The organism is Polyangium sp. 15x6 (assembly GCF_029960785.1).
In the GTDB taxonomy this organism is placed as follows: Bacteria; Myxococcota_A; Polyangia; order Polyangiales; family Polyangiaceae; genus Polyangium.
In genome coordinates, this window is record NZ_JASBQE010000030.1 from 105,482 (window position 1) to 124,604 (window position 19,123).

The following is a 19,123-nucleotide window of genomic DNA, read 5'->3' on the forward strand; positions in this document are numbered from 1 at the left end:
GACGCTCGCGCGTAGAACGCTAGGATGAGTGTGCTCGATCGAGGAGGCTTTCGTGTCCAAGCCCAAGGATGAGTTGCCCGAGCTCGAAAACGTCATCCGTCGCCGCGCCTTCCTGCGCGCCGCCGCGGCTGGCACCACCTTCATCGCGCTCGGCGGCGGCACCTACGTCCTCGCCGCCGATAGCGACCCGCGCGGCAAGCAGCTCCGCCCCGACGGCCGCCCGCGCCTGCCGCCCGGCCAACGCATCCTCGACGCGCTCAAGCCCATGGGCGGCGAGCCGGGCGACCCGAGCCCCTCGGCCTTCAAGCTCCGCGTCCACGGCGACGTCGACAATCCTTTCGAGCTCGATTTCGCGGGCCTCCTCGCGCTGCCGCAGACCGAGCAGACGTGCGACGTCCACTGCGTCACGGGCTGGAGCGTGCTCGGCGCGCGTTTCACCGGCGTCAAGGTCGCCGAGCTCGCGAAGATGGCGAAGGTGCGCGACACCGTGCGTCACGTGATCTTCGAGGCGGCGAATGGATACACGGCCAATGTCCGGCTCGCCGAGGCGACCGCGCCGAACGTGCTCATCGCGCACAAGCACGAGGGCAATCCGCTCACGCGCCCGCATGGCCCGCCGGCCCGCGCGCTCGTGCCCGACCTTTATTTCTGGAAGAGCGCGAAATGGGTGACGGGCGTCAGGTTCGTCCGGACCGACAGGCCCGGCTACTGGGAGACGCGCGGCTACCACAACCACGCCGACCCGTGGGCCGAGGAGCGATATGGCTGAGGGCGCGCCCGAGCCCCGGCGGCGATTGTCCCTGCGAGGCCTCTTGCGCACGGTCCACCGGGACGCGGGAAACCTCGCGGTCGGGCTCACCCTCGTGTATGCCGCGTCCGGCCTCGCGGTGAACCACATCGCGGACTGGGACCCGAATTTCAAGAGCTACCAATCCACGCACGAACTCGGCGGCCCTCTCGAAGGCGAGGACCAGGCCGTCGCCGAGCGGGTCCTTCAAAGACTGAACATCCCGGCCAAACCGAGCGACGTCTACCGCGCGGCGCCGAACCAGCTCGAAATCACGCTCGACCGGCGCACGCTCCACGTGGACACGCAGACCGGCAAGGTGCTCGACGAGGGCGAACAGCCGCGGTTTTTCCTGCGGCTCGCGAACTGGCTGCACCTGAACCGCGGCAAGAAGGCGTGGACCTACGTGGCCGACGGCTACGCGGTCCTGCTCCTTTTGCTCGCGTTCTCGGGGATGTTCATGCTTCCCGGCCGGAAGGGTTTGATCGGCCGGGGGGGCATCTTCGTGCTCGTCGGCGCGGCGGTCCCGATCGCCTACGTCGTGCTCTCGGGCGGCGGCCCCTGACAGCCTGTGGACTCATCTGCTGCGCGCCCCGAATCGTCGGTCGACATCGCTCGAAATCCTTCTGGATTCCTCGCTCCGTCGCCCTAGCTTCGGGGCGCTCGCGACGATGATTCCACAGGCTGCCGATCGTCCGCGCCCCGCTTCATTTCACCTTTTCGAGCCCGGGAAACGCCTCGGCCGCGCTCGTCTCGAAGAGCGAGACCTGGTTGCCCGAGCGGATCATCGTCTTGCCGAGCCGCGGGAACTCGGCGATCTCGGTCGACTTCTTCTCGCCGCACGAGAGGTACACGAGGTCCTCCTCGAACGGATTCTTGAGGTGGTGGGCGACCGACGGCACGGGAAAACCCATGAAATCGCCCGGCCCCACCTCGAATTCCTCGTCCCCGATCTCGGCGATGCCCCGGCCGCTCAGGATGTAGAGGAACTCTTCCTCTCCGTGATGGCGATGATAAATGAACGACTCTTTCCCCGGCGGGACCCGGATCAGATTGACCCCGATCCTCTCGAGCCCGGTCGCCATGCCCAAGAGGTGCCCGTGGACCAGCGAATTCGGGTTGAACGGATGCGACATCGAGGCCTCGGGTCCGCGATCGCGGGCCCGGATGAGACACGGTTTTTTCGTGGATTCGGTTGTCATGTCGAACCTCCCTGCACGCAGATCTCGGGGCCCTTCGCGGGCCGGGAAAGCGCTTCTTTCGTCGCCCGCGCCGCGATGTCGAACGCTCGCGCGCCTTCGGGCAGCCGGAACGGACCCACGCGCGGGAGCGCCTCGATGACGAGCGCGGTCATCCCCGCGCGCTCCGGCACCTTCAGCGAAGGGCTATCCACCTTTCGCCAAGGCGAGCGCGACGCGAGGTGGTGATAAAAAAGCCGCTCCTCTGCGGGCATTCCGGCGAGCCCATGCCGGTCGAGGATCCCGCCGTCGAGCAGCGGCCGCCTCTCGTGCCAGACCGGGTGAAACAGCCCCGGCACCGTGCACGACGCCTGGATCGCCGGCGCGAGCGGCCCTTCCGCGAGCACCCGCGTTCCGCGGGCGAACACGTCGTACACGCTCACCGCGAGCGGCACGCGACACCGATCGAACGAGCGCACCGGCAAGAGCGCTTCGAGCCGCGCGCGGAAGAGTTTTCCCGCGAGCAGCCCCGGCCCGAGCCGCACGTCCCAGAAATCCTCGCGCTTGAGCCGCAAGAGCTCGTCGCGGATCGTCACCGCGCTCGCGCCCGCCGCCCAGATCCCGCCCACGAGCGCGCCCGCGCTCGAGCCCGAGACCCGCGTGGGCAAGAGCCCTTCGTCTTCGAGCACGGTCATCACCCCCGCGTGCGCGAAGAACCCGAAGAACCCCGACGAAAGGCCCATGGAAAAGGGACCTTCGCGGAGCCACTCCCGCAGCGTGGGGGTGGGACGAACGGAGGCGTGGGGGGCGGCCGAGGCGGATGACATGGCAGGCGGGAGCGCATCCTAGCCGAAACATGCGCCCTGGGCGCGTCGATCGAGCGCTCAGCCGATCTTGAGCTCGCGCATGCGCCGCTGCAGCGCCACCTTCGAGACGCCGAGGTGCCTCGCCATCAGCTCGACGTTCCCGTCGCATTCCCTCAAGCAGCGCAGGATCTCCTCCCGTCCGAGGTCGCTCGCGCGCCGCACCTTGTGTTGATCGACGAGGTTGTAGATCGAGCTCCGCGGGATCCTCAGCCGCTCGGCCGTGGCTTTCATGTCGAAGTTGCACGCGCGCAGCGCCTCGTGCAGCTCCTCCTCGGTCACGTCGCTCGGCTTGCGGCTGCGTCGCGGCGTAATGGGCTCCTTCGTCGGCGAGGCCCCCGCCTCGGCGCCGCCGGCGCTCCCGAAGCCTCCGCCCGCGGGCGGCGTGTTCATCGAAAGCAGCGCCGCGAGCGCCGGACCTGGATCCAGCGGGCCTGTGTCGTGGCTCCCGAGGACGAGCTGCCGCACGACATTCCGGAGCTGCCGCACGTTTCCGGGCCAATCGTGGCGAACGAGCGCCGCCATGAACGACGCGGGGAGCCCCACTTGGTTCAATGTGATCCGGTCCGCCTTTCCGAAGCGATCGAGCTCGGTGCGGAGAAAATGTACGAACAGCGGCCCGATATCGTCCCGCCGCTGGCGCAAGGGCGGAATCACGAGCTCGTAGCTCGCCAGCCGATGCAAGAGCGGCCCGCGAAAGGCCCCCGTTTGCACCTTCACTTCGAGATCCGCGTCCGTCGCTGCGACGATACGCGCCCGCAACTCTCGCATACGCGAGGCCCCGAGCGTCTGCACCTCGCCCACGTCGAGGGCCCGGAGCAAGGACGCCTGCACGTCGAGCGGCATCTCGCCCACTTCATCGAGAAACAGCGTCCCATCTTCCGCGGCGCCGAAGTATCCGGAGTGGGCGCGCGCGCCCGTGAAGGCGCCCCGGTCGGCGCCGAACAGCTCCGAGGCGGCGAGCGCGGGTGGGATGGCGCCCATGTTCACGGCCACGAAGGGCCGGCTCCGTCGCACTCCCATGTGATGGAGGGCACGCGCGACGAGTTCTTTGCCCGTCCCGGTTTCACCGCGCACCAGAACGGGCACGTCGAGGCTCGTGAGCTGCCGGATCTCGCGGCGGACGCGCTCGATTCCCAGGCTCGCGCCCACGAGGCCGAGGTTATCCCCCGACTCCTGGCGCAGCTCGTCGAGGTGCAAGAGGAGCACGATGCGGCTCGCGAGCTCCAGCACGATCCCGGCCTTCAAATCGCTCTCGAGGAAATCGCGATAGCCTTCGAGCGGCGTTCCGTTCGCGACGACCCGCGTGGGGCTGTCTTGCCTTTCGATGCGAATGCAATCGTTTTCGAGTCGGTGCAGGCGAATGGGTGTGCGGCTCACGTGTGCGTCGCCGAGTGGCTCGCGCTTACTCGAACCCGGGCGCGAGAACTCGGGCTCGAGCCGCGACAGAGGGACGCCGGCACCCCCGTGACGTAACGGCAGGAGCGCTCGATCGCCGACCCGCTCCAGCGTCGGGTGCCAGACAATCGTCAACGCGGGGATATGGGAGCTACCGAACCCCGCCTCGGGGCCGTCTGCGTGTGTCGGCGGGTTGAGCCCATCGAGCGTCGAGAGCTCCGCGTCTTGTGAGGACACGTACTATTGATATCACGAAAAGGGGGTGTCCTACAAGCCTACGACGCGTTCGACATGTCGACGGACACGTCCGCCGACACGTCGGCGATACGTCCGGTGTGGGCCGTGATGCGCGGGGCATCGCCGCGGTGTGTCGAGCCCCTATCCAAGCTCACGAGTGCATCGTTCCACGCTGGCACGCCGCGTGCAAACCCCATTTATCATTTCGACGGTTAACCGGTTGGAGGTAGGCCGTGCGCGACAAACTGGAGGACATCGACACCATCGTTGTCCTGATGATGCAGAGCAGGTCGTTCGATCACGTCCTCGGCCATCTGAGCCTCGACGGTGGGTCGTACGAGGGGCAGCTCGATGGCCTCGTGGGCACGCCGGTCGACGGGAAGCTCCTCGACACGCGCTACGAGAACACCTGTGAGGGGCGTGTGCATCACCCGCACGAGATGCGCGACGGCGCAATGGCTGCGGAGCTCCCCGAGGATAGCCATTCCGTCCACCTCTCCCTCGGCCGCAGGACCTCTTCGGGCGAGCGCGCGATGGATGGCTTCGTGCGGGCGCATGCGCTTTCGGCGCACCGCGCGTCGCGAACCTTGCCGATGGGCTTTCTGCGGTGCTCGGGCGCGCCCGTCACGAATTTCCTGGCGAAGAGTTATGCCGTCTGTGACCGCTGGTTCGCTCCGTTGCCCACGGGTATGGCGCCGAACCGGCTCATGGCGACGTGCGGCTATTCTCTACTCGCGGACACCACGCCCCGCCTCCTGCCGCTGCACGACACGGTCTTCGACTGGATGAGGCAGCGTGGCATCCGATATCGTGTGTATCACGACGGTTTGTCCTTTTTCACCCTTTGCCCCTGGATGCACGGCGAGGTCACGAGCGATCGCTTCCGCCCGGCTGCACGGCTCGCGGACGACGTCCGGAACGAGTCCGACGCCACGTTCCCCAAGGTCATTTACATCGAGCCCTCTTATTTCGACGCGCCTTTCCACCTCGGCCGCCCGCCGAACGACAACCGCCCGCCCCTGCCCATGGCGCCCGGCGAGCGATTCTTGCTCCAGGTCTACCAGGCGCTCACGTCGAACGCCGAGCGCTTCGGCCGCACGCTCTTCATCGTCACGTATGCCTCGCACGGAGGCTTTTACGACCACGTCTCGCCGCCGCCGATCCACGATGGGCCGTTCAAGACGGCGGGCGTACGTGTCCCTGCGCTCGTCGTCTCGCCGCTCGTCGAGCGCGGCACGATCCACGGCGGCCTGCTCGACCACACCTCGATCCTGCAGCTCATCGCCGAGAAATTCGGAGACGGCGTCTATTCCGAGGCCGTCGCGCGCCGGGCCGCGCAGGGGATCGGCAGCGTCTCCGCGGTCCTGAACCGCGGCGCCGCCCGCGCGTCCTTGCCCGTCCCGCCGAGCCCGCCCGAACGGCCGGGTCGCAAATGCAAGCGCTCGCTCACGCCTCGCACCGAAGGCGCGCTCGCATTCGACCTCGCGGCGCGCGCGCTTTGCGACCACGCCCCGGCGCGCGTCGCGAGCGCGTACCCCGAGCTCTGGCAGGCGATGTGGAACGCCGCGCTGCAATGAAACGCGGTCCGCTCAAAGCACGACCGTAAAACCCTGCCAAACCGCGGCGAACGCTGTCGGCAGCTCGATTCCCCACGCCGCCTCTTCCAGGCACGTGACGAGCTTCGACCCCGCCTTTTCCCCGTCGATCGTCGCCCGCACCGAGACGATCTCCTCGAGCGTCGATTCGAGCCCCACGGTCGTCTTTTTCCCCGCGCCGCCGCACGCCTGAAGCCCACGCGAAAGCTCGTCCTTCAGGAACGCTTGCTTGTCGAACATGCTGATCTGCGGCGGCTTCACGCGGTGCCCGCCGTAGAGCCGGCCAAGGCCGGACCCGAACCCCCAGCCGCTCCCCGTGAATTCCTCGAGGCCTTCCGTCGAAGGACGCACGCCCGGCTCGATCGCGAGATAACTCGTCACCGGCGACACGGCCCGCCCCATCATCGCGAGCGGCATCATGTCTGCTTCTTCGATCGAATGAAGCAGGTCCGAGCCGAACACGAGCCCCGCCCACCGTCGATTCTCGGCCTCGTCCGCGACGAGCACCCGGCGCATGGGCGTCGCCCAGAGCTCGCCCGTCACCTCCACGAACGGAACCTGTTTCTCCGACAAACGCAGGTCCTCGAACGACGTGCCCTCCACCAGCACCTCGGGAGGCGTGAGCGTCTCCGGGGCAATGCCCTGCGCGTGCACCTGGAAATGGTCGATTCGCTTGGGACGCGCGAGCTCCTCGTACACCGTCCGGGGCTCGTCGCCCTGATCGGCCGTATCGATCGAAGCTTGCCACACGAGCCCGCCCGTGGGCCGCGTCATCGAAGCCCAGGCGTGCGCGTCGTCGCGCGTGAGCGTGGTCGAAAACGCGCCGTCCACCACGCCGACGTGCAAGAGCGCGCCGCTCTTCGAGAGTTGACCACGCAGCCGCTCCGGCGTGAGCTCCTGCCGCGTGCGCGTGTCCGTCAAGGCCAGGATCCGCTTCGGCGTGCTCTCCGGCAATGCCGCGAGTAGCGCGTCCGCGCGGGAGAGCGCCTCGTCGATGTGGCTGCCGTTTTGCCGGACAATCTTCGATCCATCGAGCCCATCGAGCGCCTCACGTACCGAGACGAACCCCTTTTTCGAGGCGTGCACCGCGCGATCGAACGTGAGCACGGACGCGCGGGCGTCCGGAAAATGGGAGAGATACGCCCGCGTCATGGCGACCTCTGCCTCGACCTGCTCCGGATCGAGCGATCGAGATGCGTCGATCAGCACCACGACGTGCGCGCCGCGAGGCACACGCGAGAGCGCGGGCGCCGCGTCGATGTGGAAATGGACGACGTTCTTCTGCTTGGCGAATCCCACCGACGCGAGCGCGCCTTCGACGGGTTTTTCGCTCGCGGGCGCGACCGAAAGGTCCACCGCCTCCTTCAGGCTGATCTTCGCCGGGGCCTTTTGCCGCGTATCATCGACGAAAATTGCCTCGCCCGCGATCATCGGCGACACCGTCGCCTCGGCGGGCAGCTCCTCGGTGCCCAGGGCCGAGAGATCGAGGTGATGACGCCCTTCGCGGTACTGCGTGGGCAGCCGCAGCGTGTATTCGATCGTCTTGTCCTCGCCGGGCGGGCAGGGGAACACCTGCAGCGCGAGCAGGTTCTGGCTTCGCCACGACAATAAGGCCGGATCCTTCGGGTAATACCCGCCGATTCCCGTCAGCTCTCGATACCGCGCCGCTGCTTTCTCCGCTTCCAGCAATTCGCCGTCGAACCAGTGCGGTTTGCCGTCCAGGGTCCCCAGCGTGCGTAGTCCGACGGCCACGGCGCCGGACGGCACGTCGATGTAAAACGTCGCCTGATCGTGCCGCGGACCGCCATTGTGGACCGTGCGTCGCACGACCAGGTCCGCGTGGCCGTGGCCGATGCGGAGATCGACCACGTGCGTCTTCTCCACCAGTTTGTCCGATCGTAACCCCCGCACGTCATCGGCCGAAGCGGCGTTCGCGGAGAGGAGGATCGAGGCGAGGATGGAAGCTCGGCGCGTGTACGAAACGAAGGAGGTCCGCATGGCGATGGACCCGACATCGACAGGGCCGCATCGTTCCCGACTTTTTTTGATTCTTCATCGAGCGGATCGTTTTTGCTCCGGCGTACGTACGGCTTGCCGGACGGGGGCGCTCGGCGTATCGAAGCGCCGATGTCTGCTCCCGGGTCGAAACGGTGGCCGGCGAGGCGCGCCGTCACGCTCGCGCTCGTCGGGATGACGCTCCTCGCGCTCTTCGCGGTCACGTTCCGGCTCCGGCTCGACCCGAACGTCGCGTCGCTCCTGCCCGATCAGGGCGAGGCCGCGGCGCTGCGTCGGTACGTGCGTGGCTTCGGCGGCGGCGACCTCGCCGTCGTGCTCGTCGAGGGGCCGGATCCGGAGACGAACGCGAAGGTTTCGGCCGAAATCGCCGCCGAGCTCGGAAAACGCCCGAGCGTGGCCCGCGCCGCCGATCGGATCGACACCTCGCGCGCCCTCGATCCGATGCTCGTGTTTCGCCACGCGGACCCACGCGCGATGGAGCGCCTGCGCGGCGCGCTCACGCCCGAGGGGATGCGCGCGCGGCTCGCGGAGAGCCGGGCCATGCTCCTCGCGCCGGGCAGCGGCGCCGTCGCCGACATCGTCGCAGCGGACCCGCTCCGGCTCGGGCAACTCGCCTACGAGGGCGCGGACATCGGCTCCGGCGTGCGCACGCAACCGGACGGCGCGTTCGCCACCGACGACGGCAAGGCGCACCTCGTGCTCGCCGAGCCGCGCGGACAGGCCTTGCGTGGCGAGGACGCGCGGCGCTTCGTCGAGGACACGGAGGCCGTCCTCGCGCCGCTTCGCGCGGCCCACCCCGAGATGAAGCTCGGCCTCACGGGCGGCCATGCGATTGCGGCGGCGACCGAGGCCATGCTGACGCGGGATCTCTCGATCTCCAGCACCCTCGCCACGGTGGTCGCGTCGCTCGTCTTCGCCTTGATTTTCCGGCGCGTGCGCGCGCTCGTCGCCGTGATGCCGCCGCTCCTGCTCGGCACGGTGTGGACCGCGGCCGTGGCGGCGGCGCTCCCGCGTGGTTTGTCCGCGATCGCGATCGCGTTCATGTCGGTCGTCGTGGGCGTGGGTGTCGACACGGGCGTGCACGTCTATGCGGCGCTGCTCGAAGCGCGGCGGGCGGGTCTTCCGCCTCGCGAGGCCGCGCGCGTGGCGCGGGCGAAGACGGCGCGCGGCGTCCTCTTCGCGGCCGGGACGGCGGCCGCGGCGTTTGGCGCGCTCGCGTTTTCGAGCATCGAGGCCATGCAACAGCTCGGCCTGCTCTGCGCCGCGGGCGAGCTCCTCACGGCGGTGGCGATCGTGCTCGTGACGCCGGAGGTCGGCGCGCTCCTCGAACGAAAGCCCCCGCCTCCACCGGCGCCCGTGCGCTGGACCGATGCATTCGCCTGGCTCTCGGGCACGCGCCGGCGCGCGGCGCTCCTCGCCATCGTCGCGCTCCTGCCCGTCGGGGCCGTTTTCCTGGGCGCTGCGCCGGGTTTGTCGGAGTCGATCGTGGCCGTGCGGCCAAAGGAGCTCGAGCCGCTGAAGGTGCAGCAGGCGGTGTTCGACGCGTTCGGGGGCAAACGCGGGCAATGGGTCGTGCTCGTCGCGGATCGGGATCTCGAGCGCGCGCGGGCGCGCGGGGATCGGCTCGCGGAGACGCTCTCCGCGATGAAGGACGATGTCGAGGCGGTCGACGCGCTCACGGCCCTCGCGCCCGCGAAGGAGACGCAGGAGGCGCGCTTTTTGGCGCGCGACGCGCAAGGCCTCCCGGCGAAGGCGGACGAGCTCGAAAAAGCGCTCGTGGAGACGGGGTTTGCCCCGGCGCGTTTCGCGGGTGCGCTCGACGCGATGCGCGCGCCCTCGCGTGACCTCGTCCAGATCGAGGACCTCCGCAAGAGCACGGCCTCGATCCTCCTGTCGCGTTACCTCGGCACGGACGACGGCGACCACCTCGTGGCGCTCTACGTGCGGCCGCGCGAAGTGCCCGGCGCGACGGCGCGGGTCGAGGAAGCGCTGCGGCAGACCGATCCTCGAGCCATGCTGACCGGGTATGCGCGGCTCGAAGTCGTGCTGCGGCAGAGCCTCGCGGAGGACTTGCCGAAGATCGGCGGCGTCGCGGCGGTGCTCGTGGTCGCCGCGCTCGCGATGTCGCTTCGGCGCGCGCGAGACGTGGTGATCGCGGCGATCGTCGTCCTCTGCGAGATTGCGGCGGTGCTCCTCCTCGTGCGGATCCTCGGCATCCCGCTGCATGCCTACGACGCGCTCGTCCTGCCCGTGCTGCTCGGGATCACCGTCGACGAGGGCATGTTCTTGCTCTACCGGGCCCGCGAAGTGGACGGGGCGATCGGGGGCACGGGCCGGCCCTCTGGGCAGGCCGGAGCCCCCGGCGTCGAACACGATGTGATTCGCGAGACCTTGCGAGACGAGGGCCCTCCCGTCGCGGCCACGGCGCTCACGACGGCCACGGGCTTCGCGGCGCTCGCGCTCTGCCGCTTCGACGGCCTGCGGGATCTCGGCCTCGTCGGCGCGCTCGGCAGCGTGGCGGGGCTCGTGGTCGCGCTCGTCGTCGTGCCCGCGGGGCTCCGGCTCTGGAAGGCGTGAGGTCTTCTCAGGCTGCCCGCGGGGCGGTATCCATAGTCCCCTCCCATGTCGCAACCCTCCAAGCTCATCGCGGATCGCGTCTCCATCAGCCGCACCGTGCTCGCCTCCTTGAACGAGCACACCCCCGAGATCGCCAAGGAGCTCGAAATCGCGCTGTTCCCGGAGGGCCCGCCCCGCGACATCACCGTCGCCGGCTTCCTCCACGCGCTGCGTGATCTGCTCGCGCGCTCGACCGAGACGATGTTCTCCGCCGACCTCGCCCACGCGCGCGAGCTCGCGGACGACGACGCTCCACGCGCGCTCGCCGAGGAGCGCGTCGAGGGCCTCAAAGCCCTGCTCCTCTCGCTCCGCACCACGCTCGCGAGCACCTATGGCGTGCCCGTCGCCGCCGCGTACGGCATCCCCTCGCAGATCCCCGACGATCCCGAGGTTCTTCTTCGCGTGGCGAGCACCGTCGAGCGCCTCCTTCGGGAGCGCCCGCTCGTCGAGCCGCCGAAGATCAAGAGCCTCGCCATCGCGCCGCTCGCCGTCGCGGAAGATCTCGGGTTCGCCATTGCAGACCTCCGGCGCGCGCTCGCGGACGTCGACCGCGAAAGGCGCGAGGCGATCCTCTCGCAGAGCACGAAGAACCTGGCGATGGTCCGGTGGCTCTCGACGTACCAGGGCGTCACCGAGGCGGCTTGCGGCCTGTACGCGCTCGCAGGGCACGCCGCGCTCGCCGAGGGGATCCGTCCGACCGCGCGCAGGCTCGCGGGTTTGCCCGAGGAGGAAGACGCCGCGCCCTCGACCGAGCGGTCGCGCTGATCGCAGAGTAGCCACGCGCCCCCCGCTCGCTTATTCTGAGCGCGTGGCCGCCCTGCCGCTACGCACCGAGGGGACGTGCTCGCGCGAGCTCGGGGACATTTCGCGCGGAAGGATCGCGCGCGGGGCGTTTGTCTCGGCGATCGTCCTCGCCCTGTTCGTCCCGCGAAACGGCGGCGCCCAGCCGAAAAAGCCTGCTGCGCCGGCCCCGACGAACCCTGCGCAGACGAACCCGGCCCCGACGAACCCTCCGCCGGCCGCCGCCGCGCCGCGCCCGCCGCGCGCCTCCGTCGCCCGTGTGGCCGCGTCCCTCGCCGCGGATCTCGCGCCCGCTCCATTCCGCGCCCTCGTCGTCGCCGCGCCGCTCGTCTCCGATACGCCGGCGCCGCGCGGGGCCGAGCTCACGGCGCGTATCGCCTCGCTCCTCGCGGGTCGCCTCGGCGCGGGCAGCTCCGCGCACCCGAGCCCGCTCTCGCTCGCGGATGCGCGCGTGGCGGCGCGCGGCGAGCGATCGTTCGTCCACCTCGTCGTCGAGATCGGCGGCGGCAAGCTCCGCGTCACCGCCGACGTCTTCCCCGTCCCGCGTACCGTCTGGGCGCGCATTCGTGATCCCGAGCCGGGCCCGCTCGCGCACGCCTTCGCCGAGGCGCCGATCGACGCCGAGATTCGTAGCTTCCTCGAACCCGTACCGCTCGCCAAAGCAAACGTCACGCGTGGCCAGAACTTCGAGTCCGACGTCGTGGCCCTCGCGTGCGGCGACCTCGACGGCGACGGCGCGCTCGAGATCCTGAGCACGAGCCGCCGCCGCGTCACCACGCTGCGCCTGCGCGACGGCAAGGTTTTACCGCTGCGCTCGCGCTCCTGGTCGGACCTCTCGCCGCTGCACCCGTCGCCGCTGCGCGAGCCGATCGGCCTCGCGGGGCTCGTCGAGCAGAAGGATGAAGCGGGCGGCGTCACGCGGTTCGCCGACGTCGGCGTGACGGATCGCGCGAAGGCGCTGCGCCTCGACGCGGAGCTCGCGGTCGTCGCGCCCCTCGCGGGTTTGCCCGTCTCGGCGGGCGAGGCGAGCGGCTGCGCGCGCGTCGCGTCGGGGTGGCTCACGGGCCCGCTCGTGCCTTGTTTGCCCGGAGAAACCACGATCACGCCGGCCACGTCGGGCAACTTCGACGTGCTCGCCGCGGCCTCGCTCGTGACGCCGCGGGGTCAGCGTTTCACCGTGCTCGCGGCGCGGAGCGATCGCGGCGTGGTCGAGGTGCGCGACGACGCGGGGCACGTCGAGACGATCACCGGCGCGGGCGCGCAGCTCGCGGTGGGGGATCTCGATCAGGACGGCGATCCGGAGATCTTGAGCGGGCTCGACGTGGCGAATGCTCTCGACGACGCGGTCGTCGTGCGCACCTGGGCGCGCGCGGCGGCGGGGGAGGCAGGGCGCGCGCGCGAGATCCTGCGCTTGCCGGCGGCGGCGGGCGTCCGCGCGCTCGCGGTTTGTCCTCCCGATGGCCCGGGGCGCGCGCCGTTCGTGGTCGCGACCGCGGACGAGATCTGGGTGGTGCGATGAGCGGCGAAATGTTCGGCTGGGACAATCGTTTGTCCAGGCGCACGTTCCTCGGCGCCTCCCTGGCGACCGCCCTCGCGGCCGCGACGCCTCCCGCCGCTGCGCTCGGCCGCACCCCGCACGGCGGTCGCTTCTCGCTGCATTTGCCCTGGCCCACGCGCTCGATCGACCCGCACGACCTGCGCGACCCGACCGCGGCCCTCTTCGGGTCGGCGATCGCCGACCCGCTTTTCGCCCTCGACGCCGCGGGCCACCCGGTCCCGACGCTCGCGCAATCGCTCCCATCGAAGGAGGCGCTCGGCACGGTCGTGCGCCTGCGCGAAGGCCTGCGCACGGCGCGCAAGGAGACGCTCGGCGCGGCGGACGTGATCTTCTCGATCGAGCGTGCCCGCGGCCGGGGCGCGGCGGCGGTGCTCGCGGAGGTCCCGAAGCCCACGCCTTACCCGAAGGATCCTCTGGCGGTGGTGTTTGGCACGACCGACCCGCACAAGCTCGCCCGCGCGCTCGCTTCCCCGCTCGTCTCGGTGGTGCCGCAGAAATTCGATCCGAGCGCGCCGGACGGGACGGGCGCATTTCGCGCGGAATGCGGCGACCGTGGGCTCGTGCTCTCCAGGAATGCATTCGCGGCGCGAGGCGCGGCGTTTCTCGACGGGATCGAGGTCGCGCGCGCGGACGACCTCGCGATGTCGTTACGCCGATTCGAGGCGGAGCGGGACGACGTGGGCTGGCTCGGGCTCGGCCTGCACGGCGAGCGCAAGGGCGCGGTCCGCTTCGACCTCGGCCGTGCGGCGTGGATCGTCTTGCAGACGGGCCCCCAGGCTGGGAGCTACGGCGCGCCTTCGGTCGCGCAGCGGCTCGTGGACGCGGTTCCGCCGGAGCGTTTGTCGCACCTCGGGCTCGGGCTTTTGCCGCCGGCCCATGGGGATCCGGGCTGGGGCGGGCCGCCTTCGGAGCTCCTCGTGGACGAAGCATCGGCGCACCTCGTCGAGGTGGCGCGCACGCTCGCGCCGATCTTGTCGAGGCCCGGGCACGAGGTGACGGTCACGACGCTCGCGCGCGTGGAGCTCGGTCGGCGCCGGGCGCGGGGGCAGGTGGCGCTCTCGATCGATATCGTACGACCTTCGCAGCCGGGGCCGCTCGGGGCATTGTTATCGCTGGCGACGGCGGACGACCCGGCGCGGGCCAAGGAGCTCGCGATGAAGCCACCGAAGCTCGCGCCGAATGCGTCCGCGCGGGCGCTGACGCATAGCCTGCGGGTGGGCGTGCTCGGGGAGCTTCGGGTGTCGGGAGGATTGATGCCGGAGCTCGTGCTCGCGAGGGGCGGGGATGGGTGGGACCTGGGCGCGAGTTTTCGGAGGCGGGGGAAATGACGAACGAACCTCCCGCTCGACACAGGTGAGCCGAGGCCCAGGTTTTTCCCGGAACGCGTTTTTCCTGTCCATCTTCTTGCTCCCCTCCGCGCGCGCATGCCACGTTGCGTCCATGAGCTCGATGCGCCACGAGGTCCTCGTCGACCTCTTCCGCAATCGCCCGTCCCTCGCGGCGGAGCTGCTCGTCGAGGTGCTCCGGGTCGAGCTTCCGCCATACAGCGAAGCCCGAGTCGTCTCGGTCGACCTCACCGAGACTCGGCCGGCCGAGTACCGCGCCGACGTGGTCGTCCTGCTCCTCGACGGCGACAAACCCGTTCGGGTCGTCATCGTCGAGGTCCAGCTCCAGAAGGACGACGACAAACGTTTTACCTGGCCGGCCTATCTCACGGTCTCGCGCGACCGGCACCGTTGCCCGGCGGATCTCCTCGTCGTCGCGCCCGATCGAGCCGTCGCCGCGTGGTGCGCGGAGCCCATCGAGCTCGGCGTTGCGGGTTTCGTGCTCTGCCCGCCCGTTCTGCGCCGCGACGAGATTCCCGTCGTGACGGATCCTGCGGAAGCATCCCAACGGCCCGAGCTGGGGGTTCTCTCGGCGATGGCATATGGCGATACGGAGCAGGCGGCGACGGTCGCGGGAGCGGTGCTCCGGGCGCTCGGAGCGCTCGATGACAAACGAGCCAGTTTCTACTATGATCTGGTGTACGCCTCGATCAACGAGGCGTCTCGCCGGGCGCTGGAGGGGAGGCGATGATGAAGGGATACGAGTACCAGAGCGAGTTCGCGAGGAAGTATTTCGCGCAAGGGCAGGCGGAGGGGCGCGCCGAGGAAGCTGCGCGCGCGCTCCTGACCGTGCTCCGGGTCCGCGGAATCTCGGTTCCGGATGCCGTGCGTGATACGATCCTGGCGCAGCGCGATCCCGCGCACCTCGAGCGATGGCTGGAGAAAGCCGCTGTGGCGCGTTCGCTCGCCGAGGTGCTCGACGAACCGAGTTGATTCCCGCGCCCCACGTATTCACCCCGACGGCCGTCACGACAAACGACATCTTCCTCGGTAAGATCATCGCCCCATGACCGCGACCGCCCCCGAACTCCACGCCGAGGCCCTCCGCTTCCTCTCCGCCGCCGATCCCCGCCTCGCCGAGCTCATCCAGTCCGTCGGCCCGTGTCGCCTCGGCGCTGCTGCCCAGACGAGCGGTCCTTTTCATACGCCCGGGTATTTCGAGGCCATCGTCGAGTCGATCGTCAGCCAGCAGCTCTCCGTGAAGGCCGCCGATACCATCTTCGGCCGCGTCCTCGCCATTGGCGGAGGCACGTTGCTCCCGCCCGCCGAGCTCCTCCGCGTGGAGGAGCAGGCGCTCCGGGCCTGCGGTTTGTCCGGGTCCAAGGTCAAGTTCATCCGGGACCTTTGCGAAAAACTCCAGGGCGGCACGCTCGTGCTCGACGAGCTGCCCGCGCTCGACGACGAGACCGTGATCGAGCGCTTGCGGCGCGTCAAAGGCATCGGGCGCTGGACCGCGGAGATGTTCTTGATCTTCCGCCTCGGCAGGCCCGACGTGCTCCCCGTCGCGGATCTCGGCATTCAGAAGGGGATGAAAAAGCTCCACGGCCTCCGGAAGGATCCGACGCCCGAGCGAATGGTCAAGCTCGCGCGGCCCTGGAGGCCTTATCGATCGATTGCTTGCTGGTACCTCTGGAGGCTTCACGAAACCAAGAAATGAAGTAAGACGAACCATGGCTGGCCTCATGGCCATGACGGCCGGCCTGCTCCTGTTCGTGGCCTGCAGCGACGAGGGCGGGAGCACCTCGGATGGCGGCGGCGGCACGGGCGCAAACGGGGGCGCCTCGAGCGGCGGCGGCGGCACGGGCGGCACGCTCGCGGGCGCGAAGAAGCGCTGCGGGCAGGGCGTCGGGTGTCAGCCCGGCGAGACGTGCGAGCTCTCGTACGTCGAATGGGGCTACAAATGCTCCTGCGAGGCTGGCAAGCTCGTCTGCGATGCCTGGTCCGGCGGCGGCGCTCCGCCCGCCGGGCCGCCCTCCGATCCGGGGATCGAGTGCAGCGATTCGTATTGCCCAGACAACCAATTCGCCGCGTCGTGCTCCTTCGCGAGCGCCACGTGCAACTACGAGGTCAAATGCAACCTGGGGGCGGAAACGACGGAGTCGATCACGGGCGAGTGCCCGTAGATCATTTCCCGTCCGGCGAGACCAGCGTCGCCAGCACGTCGCCGATCGGCTTCGGTTTTCCGTAGAGCCAGCCCTGGGCATAATGAATGCCCATGTTCGAGAGCATCTCCGCCATCGGCTGCGTCTCGACCGATTCGGCCACCGTCTCGATCCCCAGCATCCCGCCGATGCGCTGCACGCTCTCCACGATCGCTCGGTGGAGCGGGCTGTCCAGCATGCTCCGCACGAACATGCCGTCGATCTTTACGTAATCGACCGGCAAGCTCTCCAGGTACCCGTACGACGCGTGCCCGCTGCCGAAATCGTCGATCGCGAACCGGCAGCCCATCGCTCCGAGCTCCTGCATCATCCAGAGCACCTCCTGCAGGTTCGCGAACGCCGCCGTCTCCGTGATCTCGAAGCAGATCTTCGTCGCCGGCACCTTGTACTTGCCGAGCTGCTCGACGAGGAAATCGAGCAGCCCCTCGCGCAGGAGCGAGAGCGCCGAGAGGTTGATCGCGCACGTGTGCAGGTTCTTCAGGTGCTCCTTCGGCAGCGAGCCGAGCGTCGCCAGCGTCCTCGACACGACGTACCGGTCGATCTCGTCCATCATGCGGCTGTCCTCGGCCGCCTGGATGATCCCGACCGGCGACTCGAGCTGGCCCTCGTCGCCGACCACGCGCACGAGGACCTCGAAATGCAGGCCCCTTCGCTTCGTCGGTGGCAGCGCGTGGATCTCCTGCGCGAAGAGACGCAGCCGCCCGTCCGCGAGGTGGCGCTGGATGCTCGCGACCCACTGCATGGCGCGACGGCTGCGCGCCATGTCCTGGTCGTCGTTCATGTAGATCTGCAGGCGCCCGCGGCCGCTGTCCTTCGCCAGTCGGCAGGCCTGATCCGCGGCCCCGAGCACCTCGGCCGCGCGATGGAACTCGGCGCCGAACGGCACGAGGCCCATGCTCGCCTCGACCGGGAACGTCTTCTTCTGCCAGCCGAAGCGGAACTCGTGCAGCGTCCGCTGCAGCCTGCGCACGACCTGCTCGGCTTCGAGCGTGTCGCGGCCGTGGAGGAGCACCACGAACTCGTCGCCGCCGATCCGGCCCGCCGCGTCCTGCGGCCCCATGATCTCGTGCAGGCGCGTCGCCACCCACTGGAGGAGATCGTCGCCCGCGTCGTGGCCGCACGTCGTGTTGACCAGCCGGAACCGGTCGAGGTCGAAGTACACGAGCGCGTGCCGCACGCCGCGCTCGCGGCTCTGCGCGAGCGCGTGCTCGATGCGCTCCGCGAAGGCGTGGCGGTTCAAGAGGCCCGTCAGCGCGTCGTAGCGCGCTTGCCGCGCGATCTGGAGCGAGAGGAGCTGCTCGACGTTCGCGTCGCGGAAGACCACGAGTTTGCCCGCGCGCTCGGGCGTGCCCTCGCCCGTGGTCGCGATGCCCGTCGCGTGGCGGATGGCCACGATCTGCCCGTCTTTCCGCTCCAGCAAGGCGGTGTGCCCGAGCAGGCCCGTCGGGAGCGGGCCGACCGACGAGCCCTCGGAGGGGAACGGCGTGGGCGGCGAGGCCGTCCGTACGCGGAAGACCTCGTCGATCGGCGCGCCGCGCCTCTCCTCGAAGCTCTCGCCCGTGAGGCGCTCCGCGGTCGCGTTCATGCGCACGAGGCGGCCCTCGGCGTCGGCTTCCATGAGCGCCACGCCGAGCTCCGACAGGCTCGCGTCGAGCCCGAAGAGCGGCGCCTTCGGCAGCCACGAGCGGGTACGCCACTCGCGCGTGTCCCGGCGCTCCTCCTCGTCGTCCTCTTCGAGGTCTGCCTCGATCTCCTCGGGCTCCTCGGGCTCGTTTTTCGTATCTGAGCTCGTCACGTTGGCCAATACTACCTATAGCGAAAGCCGAGCGTTTCGTCGCCCGCCAAATTCCGAGCGTGGCAGGCCGCCCGTGGCCGCCGTCATTGCTTCACTTCGAACTCGACCTTGGTCACCTTGAACTCGGGCGCGCGTAGCTCCTTGGATCGCGTGGAGCCGGTCGGCATGCGGCAGAAGATGCGTTGCTTTCCCATCTCCACGATCACGTCGACCGGCGTCACACCGTAGTACACGCCATTGACGGTGACCTTGCAGGTACCTCCCTTGGCACGGATCAGGAGCCGCCCGTGGCCCTTCGGGATCGGCTTCCACCCCGAGGGGCGCGGCGCCTGTGTTGCGCTCGGGGCGGCGGCGGCTTCGTCCGCGAGGATTTCGATCGGCGTTTCGTCCGGGACTGCCGCGGCCATCTCGTCCGGCGTGAGCGCCGTGCCCGCCGCCGTGGCCGCTCCCGTCGAATCGGGCGATGTCGTCTCGGGCGGAGACACGGCCGCTTCGGGATCGGGCGAGCGGCGCGACGCGATGAGCACGATCGCGAGCAAGAGACCCACGACGAGCACGCCGATCACGGCCGCTTGCACCTGCCGGGTTCGTCGGGATGCGCTCGGATCGAGCGGGTTCGTAGGCTCGCGCCCCGGCGCGGCCGCGCCCGGCGGCGCAGGGAAGGGCGCGGCGGCGGGCGGCTCCGCGAACGGGGCGCTGAGCGGCGCGGCCGAGGCGTCCGCGGGCGGCTGC

16 protein-coding genes and 1 pseudogene are annotated in these 19,123 nt (G+C 69.7%); 11 read left to right on the top strand and 6 right to left on the bottom strand.

What is annotated here, in order from left to right; all coding sequences use genetic code 11:
* Positions 1-52: 52 nt before the first annotated feature.
* Together QHF83_RS22960 and QHF83_RS22965 are read left to right on the top strand one after the other, a co-directional pair.
* Positions 53-769 (top strand): molybdopterin-dependent oxidoreductase, encoded by a 717-nt coding sequence (locus tag QHF83_RS22960; RefSeq protein WP_282420047.1) that lies wholly within the window; start codon positions 53-55, stop codon positions 767-769.
* Positions 762-1,352, top strand: coding sequence for a PepSY-associated TM helix domain-containing protein (locus QHF83_RS22965; protein ID WP_282420048.1), 591 nt, complete (start codon positions 762-764; stop codon positions 1,350-1,352). The genes QHF83_RS22960 and QHF83_RS22965 overlap by 8 nt, the downstream gene beginning before the upstream one ends.
* Positions 1,353-1,494: 142 nt before the next feature.
* Here the strand turns inward: QHF83_RS22965 and QHF83_RS22970 are convergent, their stop codons facing one another.
* The 3 genes from QHF83_RS22970 to QHF83_RS22980 all read right to left on the bottom strand — a co-directional run bounded on the left by QHF83_RS22970 (position 1,495) and on the right by QHF83_RS22980 (position 4,463).
* Complete coding sequence (locus QHF83_RS22970; protein WP_282420049.1) at positions 1,495-1,989, bottom strand: cupin domain-containing protein; 495 nt, start codon at positions 1,987-1,989, stop codon at positions 1,495-1,497.
* On the bottom strand, positions 1,986-2,708 hold the full coding sequence (locus tag QHF83_RS22975; RefSeq protein WP_282420050.1) for a patatin-like phospholipase family protein: 723 nt from the start codon (positions 2,706-2,708) through the stop codon (positions 1,986-1,988). Before QHF83_RS22975 ends, QHF83_RS22970 begins: the two co-directional genes overlap by 4 nt.
* A gap of 141 nt (positions 2,709-2,849) precedes the next feature.
* Positions 2,850-4,463, bottom strand: coding sequence for a sigma 54-interacting transcriptional regulator (locus tag QHF83_RS22980; RefSeq protein ID WP_282420051.1), 1,614 nt, complete (start codon positions 4,461-4,463; stop codon positions 2,850-2,852).
* Between the two features lie 233 nt (positions 4,464-4,696).
* On the opposite strand from QHF83_RS22980, the gene QHF83_RS22985 reads away from it, so the two are divergent.
* Positions 4,697-6,040, top strand: coding sequence for an alkaline phosphatase family protein (locus QHF83_RS22985; protein WP_282420052.1), 1,344 nt, complete (start codon positions 4,697-4,699; stop codon positions 6,038-6,040).
* A gap of 12 nt (positions 6,041-6,052) precedes the next feature.
* On the opposite strand, the gene QHF83_RS22990 is transcribed toward QHF83_RS22985, so the two are convergent.
* Positions 6,053-8,056 (bottom strand): VWA domain-containing protein, encoded by a 2,004-nt coding sequence (locus tag QHF83_RS22990; protein ID WP_282420053.1) that lies wholly within the window; start codon positions 8,054-8,056, stop codon positions 6,053-6,055.
* A gap of 129 nt (positions 8,057-8,185) precedes the next feature.
* Here QHF83_RS22990 and QHF83_RS22995 point away from each other — a divergent pair, with 129 nt between their 5' ends.
* From QHF83_RS22995 to QHF83_RS23025, 8 genes are all read left to right on the top strand, one after another.
* Complete coding sequence (locus QHF83_RS22995; RefSeq protein ID WP_282420054.1) at positions 8,186-10,651, top strand: MMPL family transporter; 2,466 nt, start codon at positions 8,186-8,188, stop codon at positions 10,649-10,651.
* A 45-nt stretch (positions 10,652-10,696) separates the two neighbouring features.
* Positions 10,697-11,455 carry a hypothetical protein gene (locus tag QHF83_RS23000; RefSeq protein ID WP_282420055.1) on the top strand — a complete coding sequence of 253 codons (759 nt, stop codon included), beginning with the start codon at positions 10,697-10,699 and terminating at the stop codon, positions 11,453-11,455.
* Positions 11,456-11,498: 43 nt separating this feature from the next.
* Entirely contained in the window at positions 11,499-13,010 is a 1,512-nt protein-coding gene (locus QHF83_RS23005; RefSeq protein ID WP_282420056.1) for a hypothetical protein, read from the top strand.
* On the top strand, positions 13,007-14,377 hold the full coding sequence (locus QHF83_RS23010) for a hypothetical protein (protein WP_282420057.1): 1,371 nt from the start codon (positions 13,007-13,009) through the stop codon (positions 14,375-14,377). Before QHF83_RS23005 ends, QHF83_RS23010 begins: the two co-directional genes overlap by 4 nt.
* Positions 14,378-14,489: 112 nt before the next feature.
* Positions 14,490-15,125, top strand: coding sequence for a hypothetical protein (locus QHF83_RS23015; RefSeq protein WP_348980458.1), 636 nt, complete (start codon positions 14,490-14,492; stop codon positions 15,123-15,125).
* Positions 15,122-15,367 (top strand): hypothetical protein, encoded by a 246-nt coding sequence (locus QHF83_RS53490; protein ID WP_348980459.1) that lies wholly within the window; start codon positions 15,122-15,124, stop codon positions 15,365-15,367. The genes QHF83_RS23015 and QHF83_RS53490 overlap by 4 nt, the downstream gene beginning before the upstream one ends.
* 73 nt (positions 15,368-15,440) lie before the next feature.
* Positions 15,441-16,091, top strand: coding sequence for a DNA-3-methyladenine glycosylase (locus QHF83_RS23020; protein WP_282420058.1), 651 nt, complete (start codon positions 15,441-15,443; stop codon positions 16,089-16,091).
* A 13-nt stretch (positions 16,092-16,104) separates the two neighbouring features.
* Complete coding sequence (locus tag QHF83_RS23025; protein WP_282420059.1) at positions 16,105-16,557, top strand: hypothetical protein; 453 nt, start codon at positions 16,105-16,107, stop codon at positions 16,555-16,557.
* 1 nt (position 16,558) lies between these two features.
* On the opposite strand, the gene QHF83_RS23030 is transcribed toward QHF83_RS23025, so the two are convergent.
* Together QHF83_RS23030 and QHF83_RS23035 are read right to left on the bottom strand one after the other, a co-directional pair.
* Positions 16,559-18,391, bottom strand: coding sequence for an EAL domain-containing protein (locus tag QHF83_RS23030; RefSeq protein WP_282420060.1), 1,833 nt, complete (start codon positions 18,389-18,391; stop codon positions 16,559-16,561).
* 83 nt (positions 18,392-18,474) lie between these two features.
* A pseudogene (locus tag QHF83_RS23035) lies at positions 18,475-19,123 on the bottom strand (hypothetical protein); the annotation flags it as partial.

Excerpts from the sequence above, each read along its gene's own strand:
- QHF83_RS22965 (WP_282420048.1), top strand. The coding sequence starts at position 762 with ATGGCTGAGGGCGCGCCCGAGCCCCGGCGGCGATTGTCCCTGCGAGGC.
- QHF83_RS22970 (WP_282420049.1), bottom strand. The coding sequence starts at position 1,989 with ATGACAACCGAATCCACGAAAAAACCGTGTCTCATCCGGGCCCGCGAT.
- QHF83_RS22975 (WP_282420050.1), bottom strand. The coding sequence starts at position 2,708 with ATGGGCCTTTCGTCGGGGTTCTTCGGGTTCTTCGCGCACGCGGGGGTG.
- QHF83_RS22990 (WP_282420053.1), bottom strand. The coding sequence starts at position 8,056 with ATGCGGACCTCCTTCGTTTCGTACACGCGCCGAGCTTCCATCCTCGCC.
- QHF83_RS22995 (WP_282420054.1), top strand. The coding sequence starts at position 8,186 with ATGTCTGCTCCCGGGTCGAAACGGTGGCCGGCGAGGCGCGCCGTCACG.
- QHF83_RS23000 (WP_282420055.1), top strand. The coding sequence starts at position 10,697 with ATGTCGCAACCCTCCAAGCTCATCGCGGATCGCGTCTCCATCAGCCGC.
- QHF83_RS23010 (WP_282420057.1), top strand. The coding sequence starts at position 13,007 with ATGAGCGGCGAAATGTTCGGCTGGGACAATCGTTTGTCCAGGCGCACG.
- QHF83_RS23015 (WP_348980458.1), top strand. The coding sequence starts at position 14,490 with ATGAGCTCGATGCGCCACGAGGTCCTCGTCGACCTCTTCCGCAATCGC.
- QHF83_RS53490 (WP_348980459.1), top strand. The coding sequence starts at position 15,122 with ATGATGAAGGGATACGAGTACCAGAGCGAGTTCGCGAGGAAGTATTTC.
- QHF83_RS23020 (WP_282420058.1), top strand. The coding sequence starts at position 15,441 with ATGACCGCGACCGCCCCCGAACTCCACGCCGAGGCCCTCCGCTTCCTC.
- QHF83_RS23025 (WP_282420059.1), top strand. The coding sequence starts at position 16,105 with ATGGCTGGCCTCATGGCCATGACGGCCGGCCTGCTCCTGTTCGTGGCC.